Below are 20,496 nucleotides of genomic sequence, written 5' to 3'. Positions count from 1 at the left end.
TGGTCGCCGGCCGCCGGGATGGACATGACAATTCCTGCTGCGACCGCCCTCACTAGACTCCGGTGCTCAGTGAGCGAATTCGAAGCCTTGTGCGCCAACGACGGCGAATTGGGCGAGCTGCGTGTATCGATCCGGGACTTCGTGACCGCGGATCGCGCGGCGTACGGCTGGGAACCCGCGGTCGATTCGTGGCTCGCGAAATGGGACCCAGCCTTCTCCGCGCGGTTGGCCGAAGCCGGGTTCGTCGGCCTCACCATCCCTAGCGAGTACGGCGGGCACGGACTGGGGCACGTCCATCGCTATGTGGTGACGGAGGAGCTACTGGCCCAGGGTGCACCGGTAGCCGCGCACTGGATCGCCGACCGTCAGGTGGCACCAGGTCTTCTCGCCTACGGAAGCGAGGAGCAGCGGCGTCGACTCCTCCCCCGTATCGCCGCGGGCACGTTGTACTCGGCGATCGGCATGAGTGAGCACGGCGCGGGCAGCGACCTCGCGGCGGTGACCGCCCGCGCGGTCGCGACCGAAGGCGGCTGGCTGCTCAACGGCACCAAGGTGTGGACCAGCGGCGCGCATGTCGCGCACCAGATCGTGGTGTTGGCGCGGACGAGCCCACTCGACCCGCAGCACCGCCACGCCGGCTTCAGTCAGTTCATCGTGCCGACCGATTCCGTGGGGATCACGATCAGCCCCATCGCGCTGATGAACGGCGAACACCACTTCAACGAGGTGACGTTCGCCGACACCTTCGTCGCCGACGGCGACCTGCTCGGCGAGGTGGGTGACGGCTGGCACCAGGTCACCGCCGAGCTGGGCTTCGAACGCAGCGGCCCGGAACGCATTCTGTCGACGGCGACGCTGGTGTTCGCCGCCGTCCGCGCGCTCGCCGAGCAGGATGTCGACGAGCGGACGGCCGTCGAGGTGGGCGATCTGATGGCCCGCATGATCTCGCTGCGTCAGCTGTCGATTTCGGTGGCGCGCGACCTGGCCCACGGCAAGGACGCCGCCAACCGGGCCGCTTTGGTCAAGGACCTCGGCACCCGCTTCGAGCAGGAGTCGGTGGAACTGGTGGCCGATCTGGTCGACGGCCTCGACCCTGCATCGCCGCACACCCGCCGGTTGCGCGATCTGCTGGCCATCGCCCGGCTTCACTCACCGCTGTTCACGCTGCGCGGCGGGACGAACGAGGTGCTGCGCGGAGTGGTCGCCAAGGGCATGGGGGCGCGGTGAACGAACTGACGCAGCTCGTCGAGGACATCGGCCGCCGATCGTTCGACGCACGCCTGGGTCATCGCGGCGTGCCCGACGAGTTCGACGCCGCGCTGTGGAGCCATCTCGAGGAGACCGGCCTGGCCAGGTTGACCAGCAGTCAGGCGGCCGGTCCCGCCGAGGCGGCGATCGTGCTGTCCGGCCTGGCCCGGCACGCGGGTGCGGTTCCGATCGCCGAGACGGATCTGCTCGCGGCCTGGCTGGCGGGCGAGGCCGCTGTCGATGTTCCCGACAGCGGGCCGCTGACCGTCGCGGTGGGCGACGCGCAGACCGTCGACGGCCGGATCATCGGCGTCGCGACCGACGTGGCATGGCCGCATTCGGCCTCGGTTCTCCTTGCCGCGCGCACCGCCGACGGGCTTCATGTCACGGTCGTCGACGACCTACGGGTGGTCGACGGGCACAACCTCGCCGGTGAACCTCGCGGCTCGTTCCCGTTCGATTTGCCGGTTGATCGGTTCGCCTCGGTGCGCCTTTCCGCCGCAGACGAACTTGCCCGCCGCGGCGCGTGGGCCCGCTGCGTGCAAACCGTCGGTGCGCTGGATGCCGCCGCGGAGCTCACCGTCGCCCATACCCGCGAGCGCAGGCAGTTCGGCAGGCCGCTGTCGGTATTCCAGGCCGTGCAGCATTCGTTGGCGGCCATGGCGGGGGAGATCGAACGGGCCCGTGCCGCAACGGCATTGGCGATAGCCGCGGCGACCGACTACGGATTCGACACCGTCCAGACCGACTATGCGGTGTCCGTTGCCAAGGTGGCTGTCGGCCGGGCCGTCGAGCCGGTGACCACCATCGCGCACCAACTGCACGGTGCAATCGGCGTCACGCGCGAGCACCGGCTGTGGCTGGCCACCATGAGGGCGCGAAGCTGGGTGGACGACTTCGGCAGCACCTCGCACTGGGCGCGGCGGCTCGGGCGCATGGCGCTGACGACCGACGAACCGTGGGAGTTCGTCGTCAGCTGTCCAGCACCTCGTTGACACGCGCCTCGACGTCGCCGAGGCCGGTGAGATCGATACCGAACCGTTCGGTCAGCGCGTTGACGACGTCGGATGCGGCCTCGAAGCGGATCCGCTCGCTACCGCCCTTGCCGTGGATCGCGAGATGTCGTCCGCGCAGGTTCCAGCGCGCGTCGTCGGTGATGAGCGCCACGGAGAGCCCCGTGACGAAGCCCGACTTCGGATATGTTGACACGTACCAACTTCCGACCTGGCGGTCGATCACTGGAAACGGCCTCGTGCTGAACAGATAGAGCGGCTCCCACTTGCCACGTATCTCGCTCTCCAGCAAGAGCCCGTCGTTATGCTCGCGGATCCGGTACGGCTCGTGGCGGGTCTGCTGCACGGCGTCGAGCTCGAGGCGGATCGGGGAGGTCAGGGTCTGACCGCCGAAGCCGACGTCGACGAGATAGCGACCGTCTTCTCCGGGCACCGAAACCGCGAGCGCCTGGTGCGTCTGCGCGGGGAGATCGTCGCCGTCGCTCATCCAGACCACCCGCCCGCCGAGCACGTCGACTCCGAACCCCAACTGCGACAGAACATGTGCCATCACGCCGTTCTGCTCGAAGCAATAACCGCCCCGTTGGCGTCGCACCAGCTTGTCGACGAGTGCCTCCGGGCTCAGGTCGATCACCGGTGTCCCCATCAGCGGGTCGAGGTTCTCGAACGGAATCGAGCGGTTGTGGGCGGCAACCAACGCGGCGAGGACGTCCAACGTCGGCTCGGTGGAGCCGTCGTAGGAGACGCGACGGAAGTACTCGGCGGTCATGCCTAAGGTTTACCGCGAGAGGGCGTCTGATAAGCCACCCCGTGCCGAAGCGGGGTGTTGGCCTGGGCCGCCGTCGACTCCTGCACCGGTGAACCGGCAGGCGTCTGCGCCGCCCCTGGAGCGTTGGACTGGTCGCCGCCTGACGGCTCTGCGCCGTCGTGCAGTTCCTTCAGCCGCGCGTGCAGGATCTCCAGCACCGGTATCCGGTTGCCGTGCTCGGTCTCGTGGTCGAACAGCTGCCGCAACGGGCCCTCCTCGAGGGAGCGGACCCGGTGGCGCAGTTCCGTCAGCGGCAGTTGGTCGTAGTCAGCTAGCGGCAGCTCGTCGTTGTGGGCCATCCCTATCGGTTGCCCACGGCCGCCGTTCCGAAACGATCAGCTGCCGGTCCACTTCGGCTGGCGCTTCTCCGCGAACGCCACCGCGCCCTCCCTTGCGTCGTTGGACATGAACACCGGCGCCAGGATCTTGTTCTGCTTGGTCCACATCTCCTCGGGGCTCCAACCGCGCGACTCGACGATGATCCGCTTGGTTGCCGCAACAGCCAGCGGGCCGTTACCGCTGATGCGTTCGGCCAGCCCGATCGCGGCGTCCAGCGCCGATCCGGGTTCAGCCAGCAGGTTCACCAGCCCGAGCTCGTGTGCCCGCTGGGCCGAGAGGTTCTCACCGGTGAGGGCGAGTTCCATGGCGACCGCGGACGGGATGCGCTGCGGCAGCCGTAGCAGGCCTCCGCCGCCCGCGACCAGGCCGCGCTTGACCTCAGGTATGCCGAACGCCGACTCCTTCGACGCCACGATCAGATCGGTGGCAAGGGCCAGCTCGCAACCTCCCGCCAGGCAGTACCCCTCGACGGCCGCGATGAGCGGCTTGCTGGGCGGGCGCTCGGTGAACCCCATCCCGCGACCCTCCACGACGACGTTCTCGCCACGGGCGAACGCCTTGAGGTCCATGCCGGCGCTGAACGAGCCGCCCGCGCCGGTCAGAATGCCGACCGACAGGCCGTCCTCGGCATCCAACCGGTCCATGGCGTCGGCCAACCCCCGGCTGACCGCGGCGTTCACCGCGTTGCGGGCCTTGGGCCGGTTGATGGTGATGATCAGGACGCGGTCGCGCTGTTCGACCAGGATGACTTCTTCGCTGTTGGCTTCTTCGCTCACGCGGGTGATGCTAGCCACCATGGTTTCGCACGCTACAGAGACTGGGTAGTATCCAAAACTAGAACACGTTCTAATTCGACGAGGGGGCCCAATGGCCACGACCGATATCGAACCGTCGGAACTCACCAAGTGGGATCCGGGCCTGACCGAGCGCGTGATGGGCATCATGCGGCCCTTCCTCAAGCGCTACTTCCGCTCGGAGGTGCGCGGGCTGGAGAACCTGCCACCCGGCGGGGCCCTGCTGGTGTCCAATCACTCCGGCGGCATGTTGCCGATGGACGTGCCGATCCTGTCGGCGGACTTCTACGAGAAGCACGGCTATGACCGGCCGCTGTACACGCTGAGCCACGACATGCTCTCGGTGGGTCCCACCGGCGACTTCTTCAAGAAGATCGGCTACATCAGCGCCAACCATGAGAACGCCGACGAGGCGCTGCGATCCGGCGGCCTGGTCGTGGTGTTCCCCGGCGGCGACTACGACGTCTACCGCCCGACGCTGTCGGAGAACAAGATCGATTTCGGCGGCCGCACCGGCTACGTGAAGGCCGCGTTGAACGCCGGCGTGCCTATCGTGCCCACGGTCGGTATCGGCGGTCAGGAGACACAGATCTTCCTGACCCGCGGTACCTGGCTGGCCAAGCGACTCGGGCCGATCGCGCGTTTGGCCCGCGCCAAGATCGTGCCGATCTCGTTCGGCTTCCCGTTCGGCCTGAGCCTGGTGGTCCCGCCGAACATTCCGCTGCCCGCCAAGATCACCATGGCCGTGTTGCCGCCGATCGACATCGTCGCCGAGTTCGGCGAGAACCCGGACATCGATGAGGTGGACGCGCATGTCCGGCACGTCATGCAGCGGGCGCTCGACGAACTAGCGGCCGAACGCCGGCTACCCATTCTCGGCTGATGGCGCTACTGGATCGACTCAACGACACCGTCGGCATGGTCGCCACCATGCGGCGGGCCGGCATCATCGCACCGCTCCGGCCCGACAAGTACCTGCGGATCGCCGCGGCGATGAGTCGCGAAAACGTTTCAGCCGTCTCGGGTTTCGCGTCCGCCGCACAGCGATGCCCGGACCGGCCCGGCCTCGTCGACGAGATCGGCACGCTGACCTGGCGTGAGATCGACCAACGCTGCGACGCGTTCGGCGCGGCCCTGCAGGCGCTGTCCGGTGGTGCGCCAAGGGTGATCGGCGTCATGTGCCGCAACCACAGGGGCTTCATCGAGGCCGTCGTCGCGGCCAACCGCATCGGTTCCGATCTCCTGCTGCTGAACACGTCGTTCGCCGGTCCCGCCCTGGCCGAGGTGGTCGAAAGGGAGGGCGCGGATGCCGTCGTCTACGACGAGGAGTTCACCGAGATCGTCGACCGCGCGCTGGCCGACCTGCCCGACGTCACCCGCATCGTCGGTTGGACCGAAGACCCAGCCGCCCTCGGTGACTCCCCGACCGTCGAGAACATGATCACCGCGCATGCGGGTCAGACGCCGCAGCGGGCCAAGCAGAAGCCCCGAACGATTCTGCTGACGTCGGGCACCACCGGTACCCCCAAGGGCGCCACGATGACGGGCGGTGACCCCAGCGCGCTGAAGGCGATCCTGGACCGCACCCCGTGGCACACCGAGGAGGCCGTCGTCGTCGCCGCGCCGATGTTCCACGCGTGGGGCTTCTCGCAGATGATCTTCGCCGCCACCATGGCATGCACGATCGTCACCCGGCGCAAATTCGACCCCGAGGCGACGCTCGAACTGATCGACCGCCACCGCGCGACCGGGCTCGCCGTCGTACCCGTCATGTTCGACCGGATTATGGAGCTGCCCGACGGGGTACGAAACCGCTACAGCGGACGGACCCTGCGGTTCGCCGCCGCGTCGGGGTCGCGGATGCGGCCGGATGTGGTGACGGCCTTCATGGACCAGTTCGGTGACGTCATCTACAACAACTACAACGCCACGGAGGCCGGTTTGATCGCGTCGGCCACGCCAGAAGACCTGCGGGCGGCGCCCGATACGGCGGGCAAGCCTGCCCCGGGCACCGAGATCCGCGTGCTCGACAAGGACTTTCGCGAGGTTCCCACCCGCGAGGTCGGCCAGATCTTCTGCCGCAGCGGGACATTGTTCGGCGGTTACACCTCCGGCAAGACCAAGGACTTCCACGAAGGCTTCATGGCGTCCGGAGACATGGGCTACGTCGACGAGAACGGCAGGCTGTTCGTCGTGGGCCGCGACGACGAGATGATCGTCTCCGGCGGCGAGAACGTCTACCCGATCGAGGTCGAGAAAATGCTGGCGTCACACGCCGATGTCGCAGAGGCGGCGGTCATCGGCGTCGACGACGAGCAGTACGGTCAGCGGCTTGCGGCGTTCGTCGTGCTGAACGACGGCGCGAGCGCCACGCCGGAGACGCTCAAACAGCACGTTCGCGAGAGCCTGGCGAACTACAAGGTTCCCCGGCAGATCACGGTGCTCGACGAACTTCCGCGCAGCATCACCGGCAAGATAGACCGCAAGGAACTCAACGGTTTGGTGGACAATGGGTAAACGCAGGCCGCTGCTGCGCGCAAGCATCGAACTCGCCAACGCGGCGAACGGCGTACGCCCCTTCGGCCGCGACGGCTACCCCACCGTCCCCGCGTTCTTCGCAGGCTGGCCGACCTCCGAGATGGCGCCGCTGTACCTCGCCGGCTCGGTGCTCGGAACGGGGTTGCGCTGGCTGCGCGGCGACTACGCGACCAGGGGCGGTCGAATCTCGCTGCTGCTCAAGGCGATCACGTGGGCTCTGTTGTACCTGATCCATCGCCGCAACGTGGCGTCGGAGCCGTATTTCGAAACACCGTTGCGGGACACTCTCGGCGACGACTACGAGGCCGTCGCCGCGGAGTCACAGCCGACCGGGCGCCGACGCCTCAGCCATGTGCTGCCGAATGAATTCCTTCGTCGCCGGTATGTGGAGAAGACCGACATCGTCCGGTACGGGCCGCACGGCGGCGCCAACCTCGCCGACATCTGGCGGAGACGCGACCTGCCGCGCGACGGCAAGGCGCCGGTGCTGCTGCAGGTGCCCGGCGGCGGCTGGTCGATCGGCATGCGCCGTCCGCAGGGCTATCCGCTGATGAGCCGGATGGCCGAACGCGGCTGGATCTGCGTGTCGATCGACTACCGGGTGAGTCCCCGCAACACGTGGCCGGACCACATCGTCGACGTCAAACGCGCGCTGGCATGGATCAAGGAGCACATTGCCGAGTACGGCGGCGACCCCGACTTCGTCGCGATCACCGGCGGTTCGGCGGGCGGGCATCTGTGCGCGCTGGCTGCCCTGACACCCGACGACCCGCAATACCAGCCGGGTTTCGAGGACGCCGACACGACGGTCGCCGCGGCCGTGCCGATCTACGGGCGGTACGACTGGTTCACCACCAAGGGGCCCGGCCGCTGGGAGTTCGTCCTGATACTGCTGCAGAGGCTGGTCGTGAAGAAACGGCTGACGAAGCACCTGCAGGTCTACCGCGACGCGTCGCCGATCACCCGGGTGCGGCCCGACGCGCCGCCGTTCTTCATCCTGCACGGAACCGACGACTCGCTGATCCCGGTGCCTGAGGCGCGTGAGTTCGTGGCAGCGATGCAGGACGTCTCGAAGGACACCGTCGTCTACTCCGAGATCCCGCACGCCCAGCACGCTTTCGACTTCTTCGGATCGCCACGCGGTTACTACACGGCGCAATCCGTTGAGAAGTTTCTGTCGTGGGTGCACGCCACCCGAAACGAGAAGTAGTTACTGCGCCATCGCCTTATCGATGACCGTCAGCTCCTCGGAAAGCCCGGCGGCGCGGCGGATTTCGACGAATGCCTCGACCATCGCGTCGGTCAACTCGTGCGGGTCCGACAGAGTGGCGCCATCGGAGAGCACCGAGATGTTCAGCTGGTCGACGTAGCTCCACACGGTGATGTTCAGGCCGCTGCCGGTCGTCAGCGGACCAACCGAGTAGATCTCGGTAACAAGTGCGCCGCCGACCCTGCCGTACTCACGCGGGCCTGGCACGTTGGAGATCGGGATGTTGAGCACCTTGTTCTGGCCGTCCTTGTCGGCGAGCCAGTGAAAGAGCTTTTCCGCGGGCGCAGGCGGAAAGTAGGCCGACCACCGGCTGACCAGTTCGGGTCCCATCAGGTGATGGGTCTCCTTGGCGTCGACGGCGGCGTCGTGCACTGCCTTCACCCGCTCCAACGGATCCTCGAGCTCGATCGGCACCACCATCATCACGCCGGTGAAGTAGTTCCCCGAGATTCGTTCCCGGGAGAAGTCGAAACTCACCGGGACGGAGGCCAACAACGGATGGTCGGCTTGCCCGTCGTACTTCAGTGACAGCTTGCGCAGCGCGCCCGCCGAGATCGCCAGCACCATATCGTTGATCGTGACGCCGAGGTGTTTGGCCGTCTCCTTGACGTCGGCGATAGCCAGTGTCGCGGTGGCGAACCTGCGTTGCGCGTCCACCCGGTGGTTCATGAACGACGGTGGCGGGGTGAACGGCCGGGTCAGTTCGGACGACAGCTTCTTGTTGCTCTTGCGCACCCTGCCGATGCCCTGCGCGGTGTAGCGCATCACACCGGGCAGCCTGCCGATATGGCGCATGTGATCGGCGAAAGCCGAGCGGACGAGCTCACCCGTGCTCGGAGCGGGGTCCGTCGCGTAGGAGGAGTCATCGGACTGCGGCCCGTCCAGTAGATCCATGCCCCGCGCCAGCAGGTTGGCTGACGCGACGCCGTCTGCGAGCGCATGGTGGATCTTGCCGAGCACCGCGATCCGCCCGTTGGCCAGACCCTCGATGAAATACATCTCCCACAGCGGCCTGCTCCTGTCGAGCGGCGTGCTGGCGATCCTGCCGATCGCCTCATCGAGTTGGCGGCGGCCACCCGGACTGTCGACCCGAAAGGGGCGAACGTGGTAGTCGAGGTCGACCTCGCAGTTCTCCCGCCACATCGGATGGTGCATCTTCAGCGGAATCTCGACGAGTTGATACCGGAACGGGTCGAGCTTGTGCAGCCGCGCGCGAATAACTTCGCGGAACTCGTCGATACCGAACGTGCGGCCCTTGAGATCGCCGATCTCGATGACGGCCAACTTCAAGGTGTGCATGTGCACGGTTGGCGTCTCGGAATACAGCAGTACCGCGTCCCAGCCGCTGAGCCTCTTCACCCCTGTACCTCCTACCGGAGGCGTCTATATAACCTCTTTGGCCTTCAACAGTGACCGGTTTCGGTGAATATGGTTGAGGAACAAGCCGATTGCGGTCGCCACCGAACCCGTGCGGGCGCCGTCGGTCATGTCGAAACCGTGACCCGCACCCGGCAATTCGATGTAGCTGACCACCGAACGGGACACCGCGCGCAACCGCTCGACGAAACCGCGCGCCTGTGCGACCGGAATGACGGAGTCGCCGGAACCATGGATGACCAGGAACGGCGGAGCGTCGGGATGGACCTGCGCGATCGGCGAGGCCTTGCGGAAGACCTCGGGGTGGCGGTCCATCTTGCGCTTGACCACCACGCGCTCGAGGAAGTCGACGAACCGGTCGCGCTCGGGGGTGGAGCGGTCCTCCCAGTCGTAGCGGCCGTAGATGCCGACGACGGCGTCCACCGAGGTATCGGAGCCCTCGGGCAGATCGGTCTGCATCTCGGGGTCGTTGGCCGTCAGACCCGCCAGCGCCGAAAGGTGGCCGCCCGCCGAACACCCTGCGATCGCGACGAAATCGCGGTCACCGCCGAACCGGTCCACGTTGGCGCGCGCCCACGCGATGGCCGTCTTCACATCGGTGATGTGCTGTGGCCAGCGGTTGTGCGGCGACACCCGGTAGTTCACCGACAGACACACCCAGCCCTGCTGAGCCAGATGCGACATCAGGGCGTACCCCTGCAGTTGCCTGCCGCCGTGGATCCACGCGCCGCCGGGAACGAAGATCATCACCGGCGCCGGTTCGACCGGCAGTTCCTTCGGCCGCCACACATCCAGCAGTTGCGACGGGTGGTCGCCGTAGCGAACCGACGAGCGGTGCAGGCTTCGGCGGTGCTGCCGCATCTTCAACACGGGCGCGTACCGCTCCGGCGCAGGCCAGTCGATGGCGAGGTCGGCGGCGGACACGGTGCCGCGCAGCGCGGCATCGATCACCGCGTTGGTGGAGTCGCGGTCCTGCCTGCGAATTGCGGCTTGCTCGGCGGTGTCCTGCGGGGGTGCGCTATGTGAGAAGAAGTCCGGCACATGCTTGTATCCCCAGATGCCCATCGCGGTCGCAGCACCAAGTGGCTCAAGGTGTTTCCCGATGATGGGAAGCGACGCCGACGCGACGCTCATCGCCAGGAGGTAGTCGGTCGGGCCTGCGCGCAGAAACCAACGGGCGCGTTTACCGAAAGTGGACGCGGGGTGCCGGACATCCGGCCTAACCGTCATTGGCCGAATGTACCCCGGTATCCGCGCGCCAAACGGCAACATCCAGAGGTTGTCTACATATCGCACGTCGGTGATTCTAATGTGATCTGAATCACAGCGCCTCTCCTGCAAGAATGCCCTGATGAGCAAGTCAGCGCTGGCGATCACCGACGAACACCAGGACCTCGCGGATGCGGCGATCGGCCAGTTGACGCGTTTGTCGACCAGGGCGGGCGCCCGCGCCACTCTCGAAGGCGGTCCGTCGAATCCCGAAAGCGTGTGGAAGGCGGCGGCAGAGCTGGGCTGGCTGGGGCTCGCCATCGCCGAGGAGCACGGCGGTTCAGGCTACGGGCTCGCCGAGTTGGCGATCGTCCAGGAGGCCCACGGCCGTGAGTTGACCCCCGGACCGTTTCTGCCGACCGTGGCGGCCTCGCTGGTGATCGACCGGTGTGCGTCCGATCCCCTTCGCGCCGAACTGCTTCCGGGACTGGCGGATGGCACGACGGTCGGAGCGCTCGGATTGGCCGGAAGCGTGGTCGTCGGCTCGGATCTCGACGTCACCGGCGAAGTCCCCGCGGTTCTCGGCGCACCCGATGCCGATGTGCTGGTTCTCGTGGCCGGTGACGACGTGGTGGTCGTCGACTCCGCAACCGACGGCGTCACGGTGACGGCGCTGGAATCTCTCGACACCTCGCGAAGTGTCGGATCGGTGGCGTTGCGCGGGGTGACGGTGAGCGAGAACCGGGTGCTGCGCGGCGCGGCGCGGCGGGCCCGCACGGTGTTTCGCATCCTGGCGTCCGCCGAAGCGGCAGGCGTGGCCTGGGCCACCCTGGAGATGGCGGTGGAGTACGCCAAGGTCCGCGAGCAGTTCGGCAGGACGATCGGCACCTTCCAGGCGGTGAAGCATCACGCCGCCGACATGCTCGTCGACGCCGAGCAGACAACGGCCGCCGTCTGGGATGCCGCCCGCGCAGACGATCTGGACAGCGCATGGTTCCCCGCTGCGGTCGCCGCGTCACACGCCGTCCGATCGCAGGTTCTCAACGCACAGAACAATATTCAGCTGCACGGCGGGATCGGATTCACCTGGGAGCACGACGCACACCTCTACCTCCGCCGGGCCCGCACGCTGGCGGCGTTGATCGGCGACGGCCCGGACCCACTGCTGGACGTCGTCGAGGGCGTCAGGACCGGTCAGGCGCACGGCGCATCGTTCACGCTGCCGGCCGAGGCCGACGAGCACCGGCGTCAGGCGGCACAAGCCGTCGAGCAGGTCAGGGCGCTACCAACCGACAAGCAGCGCGACTTCCTCGTCGACTCCGGCTACCTTGTGCCGCACTGGCCGAAGCCATGGGGCCGCGCGGCGGACGTGCTCGAGCAGTTGGTCATCGAGGAGGAGTTCGCCGACGTCGAGCGCGCGGACATGGGCATCACCGGATGGGTGGCGCTGACCATCGCGCAGGCAGGCACCGACGATCAGCGTGAGCGCTGGGTCGAACCCGTGCTGCGCGGCCAGGTGATGTGGTGTCAGCTGTTCTCAGAACCCGGCGCGGGGTCCGACGCGGCCGCGGTGCGCACGGCGGCCAAGAAGGTCGAAGGCGGTTGGCGGATCACCGGACAGAAGGTTTGGACCAGCCTCGCCCAGTACTGCCAGTGGGGACTGGCCACGGTCCGCACCGACCCGGACGCCCCCAAACACGCCGGGGTGTCCATGATGGCGATCGACATGAAAGCCGAAGGCGTGACGGTCAATCCGCTGCGCGGCATCACCGGTGACGCCCACTTCAACGAGGTCTTCTTCGACGACGTGTTCGTCCCCGACGAAGACGTGGTCGGCGACGTCAACAAGGGCTGGCTGGTGGCACGGGCCACGCTGGGCAACGAGCGCATCTCGATCGGCGGCGGCTCCGGCGGCCAGACCGGCTTCGACGCAGACGATCTCGTCAAGCTCCTCGACAACGTTCCCGCAGACGTGGCGGCCCAGCATGTGCGGAGGGCGGGCGAGGTGATCGCCGAGTTGCACACCCTGCGGCTGCTGAATCTGCGCAGGGCCAGCCGCGCCATCGCCGGTGCAGAACCAGGTCCCGAGGGCAACGTCACCAAGCTGCTGGTGGCCGAATCCGGCCAGCACCTGACCGAACTGGGTATCGCGCTTGCGGGCACGGCGGCCGTCGTCGGCGGCAACCAGAAGTTGATTCGCAGCTACCTGGGCGCCAGGGCGATGACGATCGCCGGCGGCACGTCGGAGATCACCCGCAACACGATCGCCGAGCGCATCCTGGGCCTCCCCCGAGACCCGCTGTTGAAGTAGCGCTCAGCATAGGGCGGACATGTGTAGAGGGGCTAGAACTGCAGGGCGGTGAAACGCCAGTCGAGTACCTCGCGGTCCTCCGCGTCGGCGCCGACGGCGTAGACGAGCGACCTCAGTTTCAGCACACCGCCGCGGTGGTCGGGCAGCGGCACGGCGCCGTCGACGTGCAGCTCGCTGTAGAGCGTGTCGCCCTCGTGCACCGGCCCGGTGTGGTCGCACGACTCCCAGCCCAACACCGTCGCGATGTTGGGCAGCAGTCGCGTGGCCTGCGCGAGCGCCAGCCCGATGGTGTGGCCGCCATAGACCAGGCGACGGCCGCCCGCGCGTGAATCATGGTGCGTTGCCGCAATATTCAACGTCAGCCGGGCCAGTTCCGGCGCGCTGCTCACGACGTCGGCCGTGCTGTGCAGCACCGCGCCCGCGATGCCGGAGTCGAAATGTGTGCCCGGAACCCTGGTCCGGAAGGCATCGGCATCCCAGTCCGCGGTCGGGTCGGGCGCAGCCGCGGAATCCGCCCCGATCGCCGACATGTCGTCGGCATGGCCGGTGTCGGCGGTCGGATCGCGGAGCGGCAGCATCGCGCAGCGGTGGAAGTCCAGGACCAGGCGGCCGACCTGGTCGATGGTGGTCATCCGCAGTGCCGCGAGGCCGGTGGGGGGCCGCCCCGGCTTTGCCGAGTTCTGCTTGAGGGCGACAACCTCGGTACGGGTGAAGAGGCTGTCCCCGATGACGGGGAACCGGTGAAAGGACAGCCCGCGGTAGAACAGGTTGGCCTTCACCCGCTGGGTGACCACCGTGGTCTGCCCGATGGCGACGTCGCAGACGAGCGCCGGATGCGCGAGCGCGGTCGTCGACCCCGTCACCGCCATCGCCAGATCTGCGTCGAGCGAAAGGCGCAGTCGGTCACCGATGATCGACTGATGCACCCCAGCGACGCCGGCGGTCAGCGTCATCGACGGCGCCCAGTCGAAGACCTGGCCGATCACCAGGTCGTCGAAGTACGGGCCGCCGGGCTCGTGACCGTGCATAGTCACAGCTTGCCCTACGAGTACCTGGCGATCAGCTCCTGCTTGTACAGCTTGCCGGTGTCGGTGCGCGGCAGCTGTGCCTCGAACGAGAGCGAGCGCGGACACTTGTAGTGCGCCAAGCGATCCCGTAGCCAGTGCAGCAGTTCGTCGGCGAACTCGTCGGTGGCGTCGGCGGGATCGACCGTCTGCACCACGCCCTTGACGCTCTGGCCCATGTCGTCGTCGGGGATGCCGAAGACCGCCGCGTCCATCACTTTGGGATGGCTGACCAACATGTTCTCCGCTTCCTGCGGGTAGATGTTCACCCCGCCCGAGATGATCATGTGGTGTCGCCGGTCGGTCAGGTAAAGGTAGCCGTCCTCGTCGAGATACCCGATGTCGCCGACGGTCTTCCAGCCGTGCTCATCGCGTGACTTCGCCGTCTTCTCGGGGTCGTTGAGGTACTCGAAGTCGAAGCCGCCCTCGAAGTAGATCTCGCCCGCCTGGCCAGGAGGCAGCTCGTTGCCGTCCTCGTCGAGGATGTGCAGCGGGGACATCATCGATCGGCCCACCGATCCCGGGTGAGCCAGCCATTCGTCGGCGGTGATCAGGGTCGAGCCGATCGCCTCGGACGACGCGTAGTACTCGTCGACGATCGGCCCCCACCAGTCGATCAACTGCTTTTTGATCTCGACCGGACATGGCGCCGCGGCATGCATGACCCGCTTGAGGCTGGACAGATCATACGAATCCCGCACGGACGCGGGCAGTTTCAGCATGCGGGCGAACATCACCGGGACGAACTGGCCGTGCGTGACGCGGTGGCGCTGGATCGCGTCCAGGCACCCTTCGGCGTCGAACTTCTCCATCACCACCGTCGTGATGCCCGCACCCTGGATCGTCATCGACCACACCGAGGGCGCGGTGTGGTAGAGCGGCGCGGGGCTGAGGTAGATCGCGTCGGGGTCGAGCCAGAATCCGACCAGGCCACTCATCATGCCCGGCACCTCAGCGGGCGGCAGATGGGTGAGTTCGCGCTTGATACCTTTCGGTCGGCCCGTGGTACCCGACGAGTACTGGAGCAGGTCGCCTTCGATCTCGTCGTCGATCGGCGTATCAGGTTGGCCTGCAACGCATTGCGGGTAGCGGTGCCAACCGTCGAGATCATCGCCCGCGATGACCAACAGCTGCGGCAGCCCACCCGGCAGCTCGGCATCCAGACCCTCGAGGGTCTTGCGAAGTGCCGCCGATCCGACGATGGCCTTCGCGCTGCTGTTGTCGATGATGTAGGCCGCCTCGGCAGCGGTCAGATGCGTGTTGATCGGGACGTAGTAGAGGCCGCTGCGCCGCGCCGCCCACATCACCGCGTGGTAGTGCTCGTTGTTATCCATCAGGATTGCGACCGCGTCGCCCTCGCGCAGGCCGTGTTCACGGAAGAAGTGCGCGAGCCGGTTGGCGCGGGTCTCCAACTCGCCGAAAGTCACCGTCATACCCGAGGGGTGCATGACGACGGCCGGCTTGAGAGGGTGCGCTTGCGCATGCTCGCGAATCTGCATGCTGAGACTTTACGATGCCAGAACTTGACATGTGTCAACTACCCCGGCGTTAGGCTGTGCCGATGTTCGGCGGGGTGTTCTGCATCGGCTTCGGGCTCGCGATGGTCGCGCTGGTGATCTTCGGCGACCGCAGCGTCAAAAACGCCAAACACAACGGCGTCAGGGTCTCCGCGCAGGTGATCGGCCAGGAGGTTGAGGTCGGCGCGAAGGGCTCACGCTTCTACCACACCAAGGTGCGCTTCCCCGGCCCCAATGGTCAATGGCATGAGCACGTTTCGATCCAAGGCCACTCCAAGCCGATGCAGAGAGAACTCGTCGACGTCTGGTATGACCCCGCCGACCCGACACAGGTGACCGTCGATGAACCGGGCGGGCGCAGTCGACTGGTCGTCGGCGTCGGCATCGGAGCGCTTGTCGTAGCGCTCGGTATCTACTTCATCGTGACGGGCTGAGCGCCCGCCGAGCTAGTCGGCTTCGGCGAGCCGGTGCTTGAGGGCGTCGAACTCGTCCTTGATGCCGGTCGGCAGCTTCTCGCCGACGAACTCGAACCACTCTTCGATCAACGGGATTTCCTCGCGCCACTCGGCCGGGTTGACCGCCAGCGCCTCGTTGACGTCGGCCGCGTCGACATCCAGCCCCGACAGGTCCAGGTCGTCGGCGGTGGGCACAATGCCGATCGGTGTCGTTTTGCCGCCGGCCTTCTGCTCGATGCGGTCGACGATCCACTTCATCACGCGGCTGTTCTCGCCGAAGCCCGGCCACAGGAAGCGGCCGTCGCCGCCGCGCCGGAACCAGTTGACGAAGAAGATCTTCGGCATCTTGGACTCATCGGAGTTCTTGCCGACGTCGATCCAGTGCCCCAGGTAGTCGCCGACGTTGTAACCCAGGAACGGCAGCATCGCCATCGGGTCGCGCCGAACCGTGCCGACCTTGCCTTCGGCGGCAGCGGTCTGCTCGGATCCCAGCGTGGCGCCGATGAACACGCCGTGCTGCCAGTCGCGGGCCTGCGTCACGAGCGGCACCGTGGTCTTGCGGCGGCCACCGAACAGGATCGCCGAGATCGGCACGCCCTGCGGGTCGTCCCACTCGGGGGCCAGCGTGGGGCACTGCGACATCGGTGTGCAGTAGCGCGAATTCGGATGCGCGGCTTTGCTTTCCGTCTCGCGCAGGATCCAGTCGTTGCCCTTCCAGTCGATCAAGTGGTCGGGTTCGCCTTCCAGACCCTCCCACCAGACGTCGTTGTCATCGGTAAGCGCGACATTGGTGAAGACCGTGTTGCCTGCCGCAATGGTCTTCATCGCGTTCGGGTTGGACTTCCAGTTGGTGCCCGGCGCGACGCCGAAGAAGCCGAACTCCGGGTTGACCGCGTAGAGCCGGCCGTCCTTGCCGAACCGCATCCAGGCGATGTCGTCGCCGATGGTCTCAGCGCGCCAACCCGGGATGGTCGGCTGCAACATCGCGAGGTTGGTCTTGCCGCACGCCGAGGGGAACGCGGCGACGACGAAGTACGCCTTGTCCTCCGGCGAGATCAGCTTGAGGATCAGCATGTGCTCGGCGAGCCAGCCCTCGTCGTGCGCCATTGCCGAGGCGATGCGCAGTGAGTAGCACTTCTTGCCGAGGAGCGCGTTGCCGCCGTAGCCCGAGCCGAAGCTCCAGATCTCACGCGTCTCGGGGAAGTGGCTGATGTACTTGGTGTCGTTGCAGGGCCAGGGCACGTCCTTCTGGCCCGGCTCAAGCGGAGCGCCGATGGAATGCAGCGCCTTCACGAAGAAGCCGTCGTCGCCCAACTTGTCCAGTGCCGCCTTGCCCATCCGGGTCATGGTGCGCATCGACACGACGACGTATTCGGAGTCGGTGATCTCGACGCCGAGCTTCGGGTCCTCGGCGCCGAGCGGCCCCATGCAGAACGGCACCACGTACATGGTGCGACCGCGCATACAGCCGCGGTACAGGTCGGTCATGATGCCGCGCATCTCGGCGGGGTCCATCCAGTTGTTGGTGGGGCCGGCGTCGATTTCACGCTCCGAACAGATGAAGGTGCGCGACTCCACGCGCGCCACGTCGGACGGGTCCGACAGCGCCAGGTACGAGTTCGGCTTCTTCTTCTCGTCGAGCTTCTTGAAGGTGCCTGCCGCCTCCAGCTGATCGCAGAGGCGGGCGCTCTCTTCGTCGGAGCCGTCGGCGAACACCACCCGATCGGGCTGAGTGAGCTCCGCGACCTCCTGAACCCAGGCAAGAAGTCCTGCGTGCTTCGTCGGTGCGGTGTCCAGACCGGGAATGGTCGCTGACGTCATCAAAATCTCCTGCGTAGGTTTTCCGCCAGGACAACGCCGAAACGCGTCACTGGTGCTTAGCGCCCTCTTAACCAGGTTAACGCGGGTGACATACCCGTGGAAATTCGGATCAATGTCCGATCACTCACAGGAACGATTCAGAAAGCCCTGATTAGCGCGGTTGTCCACCCGCCAGCTCCGCGCGCACCGTGGCGAGCGCCTTTTGCAGTGGAGGCAGCCGGCGGTCCCGCAGAGCCGCGGCCCTCGCCGTCGCGACGGCATGCTCACGCAATTCCGCGTCGATTTGCGCGACCTGACCGGAGACGATCTCGGCGTCGGCCTCGTCAAGGCGGGCAACCTCGGCGGTCAGCGCGGCTTCTACGGCGAGCACCCGGGTGGCGACCCGCTCCTCGAGCGTCGACTGCAGCGCGGAGGTGACCTCGTTGATCCACCGGTCCAGCACCGCCCGGTCGCTGAGCACGCCGCGCATGCCGACCACCCACACGGTCAGCAGCAGGCCGATGACGCCGCCCGCGACCAGCCCCACGATCGTCAGGCCGGGCGCCAGGCCGGCGAACAACCGGCTGACACCGAGCGCGACGCCGAGGCCGAAACCCGCACCGAGCACCATCATCAGCCGGGTCTCCAGCCGGCGGGACTTCAGAGGCGGCGAGGACACCGTCGGGGGAGAAACCGGCGGCGGCGGCTCCGGTGCGGTCATCTCGAGTTCGGTAGCGACGTCGCAGAGATGCGCGGTGATACCCGCTTCCACCTCGCCGACGACTTCGCCGATCCTGGTGCCGACGTAGGTTTCGAACTCCGGCAGCCGACGTCGCGACATGGCGGACGCATCCTCCCCCAGCTCCGACCGCACGGAGGTGCAGCGGTTGCGGGCGAAGTACGCCAACTGCACTCGGGCCTGCTGGATCTGGCTGCGCAGTGCGATGGTGCGCTCGGACTTGGCCACCCTGCGATCGCGCTGGACCGCATCGCGCCGTTCCCGCAAGGCGGTCACCCGTGCGTGCCGGTCGGCGCCCGCGCCGTCTTTGTCATGTCGCGATATCGCGTTGCACAATCGAGACTCCCACGCGCGCAGCCGGTTTCGACGCTTCACGTCGGCGTCGGCGAGGCGTGAGGCCAGCAGCTCGACGAGCTCGTCGAGTTTCGGTTCGCCCATGTCCGGCGTCGCCGCGACGCCCACCCACGGCACATTTCGGTAGCGCTCGGCGTGGGCGCCGAGGCGGGAACGGTTCTCGGTGAGCACGTCGCGCCAATTGCGGTGAACGTCGATCTTTGACACCGCCCCTATCACCATGTCGGTGTGTTGAGCGGCGAGATCGATTAGAGCGCAATCAGATTCGGCGATCGGGGCGACGGCGGAGACCACGAAAACGACCGCCGAGGGAGCCTCAGCCGGCTTGATGTCGTCGGCCTCGACGAACTCGTGGTCGGGCAGTCGGTCCCGCAACGCGGCGATCACGCCGGTCGCGCCCGCCAGCCACGGCCCTGTGACGAGCACGACGTCGCGGCTCTCCACGCCCGGTGAGCTCAGCCCCGGATCGACACCGGCCACCAGTGCGTCCACCGCACCAATCGGGTCACCCACCCGGTCGACGTCGGTCACCTGGCCTCCACGCGCCGCAGCAGCCTCAGCGAGCCGCGGCAGATGTCGGCACCGCAGTGCCGGTGCAGGCTGTTGACGGGTCCGCGGCTGTAGCGATGCCAGTGCAGCGCGCGGTGCAGATGTGCCTGCGGTTTGTCGTCGGGTTCGACCGGCATACCGGCGGCCTCGACCACGTCGACGGCGGCGGCCATCACGGCGATGACGGTGTCGTCGCAGGCCAGAAACTCGGCCAGGCCGGGCGTGCCGGTCGCCGCCATCGCGTGCAGCCGGGCCAGTGCCGCGCGCAGTCGCTCATACCGCGCCGCCGCGCCCACCGCAGCCAGCCGTGCCAGCACGCGGTCGAGCCTGCTGAGCCTGCGCATCACGGCAGGCAGCGCGGCGGCCTCGGCGCCCTGCTGCAGCGCGAGGACGCCGTGGGCGATGCCGAACAGGTCGAGGGTCTCCAGAAGCCGTGTGCGGACGCTCTGCGGCAGGCTGTGGCCGGCATCGGCGAATCCGTCGGTGGACGTCAGGTCGGCGGGCTCGGCGGTCAGTGTGCGCAGCGCGGCGATGAGGTCGTCGTCGAGCACCGCGACGGCCAGCAGGCCCACCATCGCCACGGTCGGGACCCCGGTCAGCGCCTGAATCACGGCGGCCCTGCGGTCGGCGACGGCAATCGGGCCGCCCGCCCCGAAACCGGCCAGGTCCGCCTTGGTCAGCACCAGTAGCGACGAATCTGAGCCCAGCATCGCGCGGTCCTCGGGTTTGAGTGCCTCGGCGACGACCACGACGTCCACATCGGCCGCCATGCCCTCGTCGACGATCGCCAGCCCGGCGGCGGCCAGCGCCGCCGCCACCGTCGCGCGGCCCACGCCGTCACGCCCACGAACCGCAACCTCGAGAGGTCGGCCGAGCTCGTCGCCGATCGCGGATATCCGCGAATCACCTGCTCGCCGCGCGAACCGGGTCAGCTCGTTGGTGAAAATCTGATGGCCTTCCCTGGTCCCTGTCTCGCTCACGCGCATACCCTCGTCGTCCCCATGCCGGTTTCCGGCCCCCGGCCCCCATCGCAAATGGTGGCATCTCCGCGACCCCCGTGCGAGCGCTTGTTTTCACCGACACCCGTGCGCGACCCTAGGCAACTGTTGGG

17 protein-coding genes are annotated in these 20,496 nt (G+C 67.3%); 7 read left to right on the top strand and 10 right to left on the bottom strand.

From position 1 onward, the window contains the following. The first annotated feature begins 69 nt into the window (after window positions 1-69). Window positions 70-1,227: an acyl-CoA dehydrogenase family protein gene (locus tag QOJ24_RS17695; RefSeq protein ID WP_526263495.1), complete on the top strand. Its 1,158-nt coding sequence runs from the start codon at window positions 70-72 to the stop codon at window positions 1,225-1,227. Then, window positions 1,224-2,243, top strand: coding sequence for an acyl-CoA dehydrogenase family protein (locus QOJ24_RS17690; RefSeq protein WP_526263493.1), 1,020 nt, complete (start codon window positions 1,224-1,226; stop codon window positions 2,241-2,243). The genes QOJ24_RS17695 and QOJ24_RS17690 overlap by 4 nt, the downstream gene beginning before the upstream one ends. Here the strand turns inward: QOJ24_RS17690 and QOJ24_RS17685 are convergent. The 3 genes from QOJ24_RS17685 to QOJ24_RS17675 are packed head-to-tail and all read right to left on the bottom strand — an operon-like array spanning window position 2,221 to window position 4,205. After that, complete coding sequence (locus QOJ24_RS17685; protein ID WP_526263491.1) at window positions 2,221-3,030, bottom strand: arylamine N-acetyltransferase family protein; 810 nt, start codon at window positions 3,028-3,030, stop codon at window positions 2,221-2,223. The two genes, QOJ24_RS17690 and QOJ24_RS17685, sit on opposite strands and share 23 nt — an antisense overlap. Before the next feature lie 2 nt (window positions 3,031-3,032). Continuing rightward, complete coding sequence (locus tag QOJ24_RS17680; protein WP_526263489.1) at window positions 3,033-3,368, bottom strand: DUF8129 domain-containing protein; 336 nt, start codon at window positions 3,366-3,368, stop codon at window positions 3,033-3,035. Window positions 3,369-3,404: 36 nt separating this feature from the next. After that, the gene (locus QOJ24_RS17675) at window positions 3,405-4,205 is read right to left on the bottom strand and encodes an enoyl-CoA hydratase/isomerase family protein (protein WP_526263488.1); all 801 of its coding nucleotides are present in this window, start codon (window positions 4,203-4,205) and stop codon (window positions 3,405-3,407) included. A gap of 70 nt (window positions 4,206-4,275) precedes the next feature. On the opposite strand from QOJ24_RS17675, the gene QOJ24_RS17670 reads away from it, so the two are divergent. The 3 genes from QOJ24_RS17670 to QOJ24_RS17660 are packed head-to-tail and all read left to right on the top strand — an operon-like array spanning window position 4,276 to window position 7,950. Beyond that, window positions 4,276-5,085: a lysophospholipid acyltransferase family protein gene (locus QOJ24_RS17670; protein ID WP_526263486.1), complete on the top strand. Its 810-nt coding sequence runs from the start codon at window positions 4,276-4,278 to the stop codon at window positions 5,083-5,085. Beyond that, complete coding sequence (gene fadD12 / locus QOJ24_RS17665) at window positions 5,085-6,719, top strand: acyl-CoA ligase FadD12 (protein WP_526263484.1); 1,635 nt, start codon at window positions 5,085-5,087, stop codon at window positions 6,717-6,719. Before QOJ24_RS17670 ends, fadD12 begins: the two co-directional genes overlap by 1 nt. Then, window positions 6,712-7,950, top strand: a complete 1,239-nt coding sequence (locus QOJ24_RS17660; protein ID WP_526263482.1) for an alpha/beta hydrolase — start codon at window positions 6,712-6,714, stop codon at window positions 7,948-7,950. Before fadD12 ends, QOJ24_RS17660 begins: the two co-directional genes overlap by 8 nt. Here the strand turns inward: QOJ24_RS17660 and QOJ24_RS17655 are convergent, their stop codons facing one another. Together QOJ24_RS17655 and QOJ24_RS17650 are read right to left on the bottom strand one after the other, a co-directional pair. Then, window positions 7,951-9,369, bottom strand: coding sequence for a WS/DGAT/MGAT family O-acyltransferase (locus QOJ24_RS17655; RefSeq protein ID WP_526263480.1), 1,419 nt, complete (start codon window positions 9,367-9,369; stop codon window positions 7,951-7,953). It lies immediately after the preceding gene. 24 nt (window positions 9,370-9,393) lie between these two features. Next, window positions 9,394-10,617 (bottom strand): alpha/beta hydrolase, encoded by a 1,224-nt coding sequence (locus QOJ24_RS17650; RefSeq protein WP_526263478.1) that lies wholly within the window; start codon window positions 10,615-10,617, stop codon window positions 9,394-9,396. A 121-nt stretch (window positions 10,618-10,738) separates the two neighbouring features. Between QOJ24_RS17650 and QOJ24_RS17645 the strand changes: the two genes are divergently transcribed. Then, the gene (locus QOJ24_RS17645) at window positions 10,739-12,907 is read left to right on the top strand and encodes an acyl-CoA dehydrogenase family protein (RefSeq protein WP_526263476.1); all 2,169 of its coding nucleotides are present in this window, start codon (window positions 10,739-10,741) and stop codon (window positions 12,905-12,907) included. A 32-nt stretch (window positions 12,908-12,939) separates the two neighbouring features. On the opposite strand, the gene QOJ24_RS17640 is transcribed toward QOJ24_RS17645, so the two are convergent. Beyond that, window positions 12,940-13,935: a MaoC family dehydratase gene (locus QOJ24_RS17640; RefSeq protein WP_526263474.1), complete on the bottom strand. Its 996-nt coding sequence runs from the start codon at window positions 13,933-13,935 to the stop codon at window positions 12,940-12,942. A gap of 14 nt (window positions 13,936-13,949) precedes the next feature. Next, the gene (gene fadD4 / locus QOJ24_RS17635; RefSeq protein WP_526263472.1) at window positions 13,950-15,470 is read right to left on the bottom strand and encodes a fatty-acid--CoA ligase FadD4; all 1,521 of its coding nucleotides are present in this window, start codon (window positions 15,468-15,470) and stop codon (window positions 13,950-13,952) included. A gap of 62 nt (window positions 15,471-15,532) precedes the next feature. Here fadD4 and QOJ24_RS17630 point away from each other — a divergent pair, with 62 nt between their 5' ends. Further along, window positions 15,533-15,922, top strand: coding sequence for a DUF3592 domain-containing protein (locus QOJ24_RS17630; protein WP_526263470.1), 390 nt, complete (start codon window positions 15,533-15,535; stop codon window positions 15,920-15,922). Between the two features lie 12 nt (window positions 15,923-15,934). On the opposite strand, the gene QOJ24_RS17625 is transcribed toward QOJ24_RS17630, so the two are convergent. The 3 genes from QOJ24_RS17625 to QOJ24_RS17615 all read right to left on the bottom strand — a co-directional run bounded on the left by QOJ24_RS17625 (window position 15,935) and on the right by QOJ24_RS17615 (window position 20,371). Further along, entirely contained in the window at window positions 15,935-17,764 is a 1,830-nt protein-coding gene (locus QOJ24_RS17625; RefSeq protein WP_526263468.1) for a phosphoenolpyruvate carboxykinase (GTP), read from the bottom strand. A gap of 151 nt (window positions 17,765-17,915) precedes the next feature. Continuing rightward, entirely contained in the window at window positions 17,916-19,367 is a 1,452-nt protein-coding gene (locus QOJ24_RS17620; protein ID WP_526263466.1) for a hypothetical protein, read from the bottom strand. After that, entirely contained in the window at window positions 19,364-20,371 is a 1,008-nt protein-coding gene (locus tag QOJ24_RS17615; protein ID WP_526263465.1) for a hypothetical protein, read from the bottom strand. Before QOJ24_RS17615 ends, QOJ24_RS17620 begins: the two co-directional genes overlap by 4 nt. Between the last annotated feature and the right edge of the window lie 125 nt (window positions 20,372-20,496).

Source organism: Mycobacterium sp., assembly GCF_032159775.1.
Classification (GTDB): Bacteria; Actinomycetota; Actinomycetes; order Mycobacteriales; family Mycobacteriaceae; genus Mycobacterium.
The sequence above is the reverse complement of the archived record's forward strand: the minus strand, read 5'-3'. Positions and strand labels throughout refer to the sequence as shown.

Excerpts from the sequence above, each read along its gene's own strand:
- QOJ24_RS17685 (WP_526263491.1), bottom strand. The coding sequence starts at position 3,030 with ATGACCGCCGAGTACTTCCGTCGCGTCTCCTACGACGGCTCCACCGAG.
- QOJ24_RS17680 (WP_526263489.1), bottom strand. The coding sequence starts at position 3,368 with ATGGCCCACAACGACGAGCTGCCGCTAGCTGACTACGACCAACTGCCG.
- QOJ24_RS17675 (WP_526263488.1), bottom strand. The coding sequence starts at position 4,205 with ATGGTGGCTAGCATCACCCGCGTGAGCGAAGAAGCCAACAGCGAAGAA.
- QOJ24_RS17670 (WP_526263486.1), top strand. The coding sequence starts at position 4,276 with ATGGCCACGACCGATATCGAACCGTCGGAACTCACCAAGTGGGATCCG.
- fadD12 (WP_526263484.1), top strand. The coding sequence starts at position 5,085 with ATGGCGCTACTGGATCGACTCAACGACACCGTCGGCATGGTCGCCACC.
- QOJ24_RS17660 (WP_526263482.1), top strand. The coding sequence starts at position 6,712 with ATGGGTAAACGCAGGCCGCTGCTGCGCGCAAGCATCGAACTCGCCAAC.
- QOJ24_RS17650 (WP_526263478.1), bottom strand. The coding sequence starts at position 10,617 with ATGACGGTTAGGCCGGATGTCCGGCACCCCGCGTCCACTTTCGGTAAA.
- QOJ24_RS17645 (WP_526263476.1), top strand. The coding sequence starts at position 10,739 with ATGAGCAAGTCAGCGCTGGCGATCACCGACGAACACCAGGACCTCGCG.
- QOJ24_RS17640 (WP_526263474.1), bottom strand. The coding sequence starts at position 13,935 with ATGCACGGTCACGAGCCCGGCGGCCCGTACTTCGACGACCTGGTGATC.
- fadD4 (WP_526263472.1), bottom strand. The coding sequence starts at position 15,470 with ATGCAGATTCGCGAGCATGCGCAAGCGCACCCTCTCAAGCCGGCCGTC.
- QOJ24_RS17630 (WP_526263470.1), top strand. The coding sequence starts at position 15,533 with ATGTTCGGCGGGGTGTTCTGCATCGGCTTCGGGCTCGCGATGGTCGCG.
- QOJ24_RS17625 (WP_526263468.1), bottom strand. The coding sequence starts at position 17,764 with ATGACGTCAGCGACCATTCCCGGTCTGGACACCGCACCGACGAAGCAC.
- QOJ24_RS17615 (WP_526263465.1), bottom strand. The coding sequence starts at position 20,371 with ATGCGCGTGAGCGAGACAGGGACCAGGGAAGGCCATCAGATTTTCACC.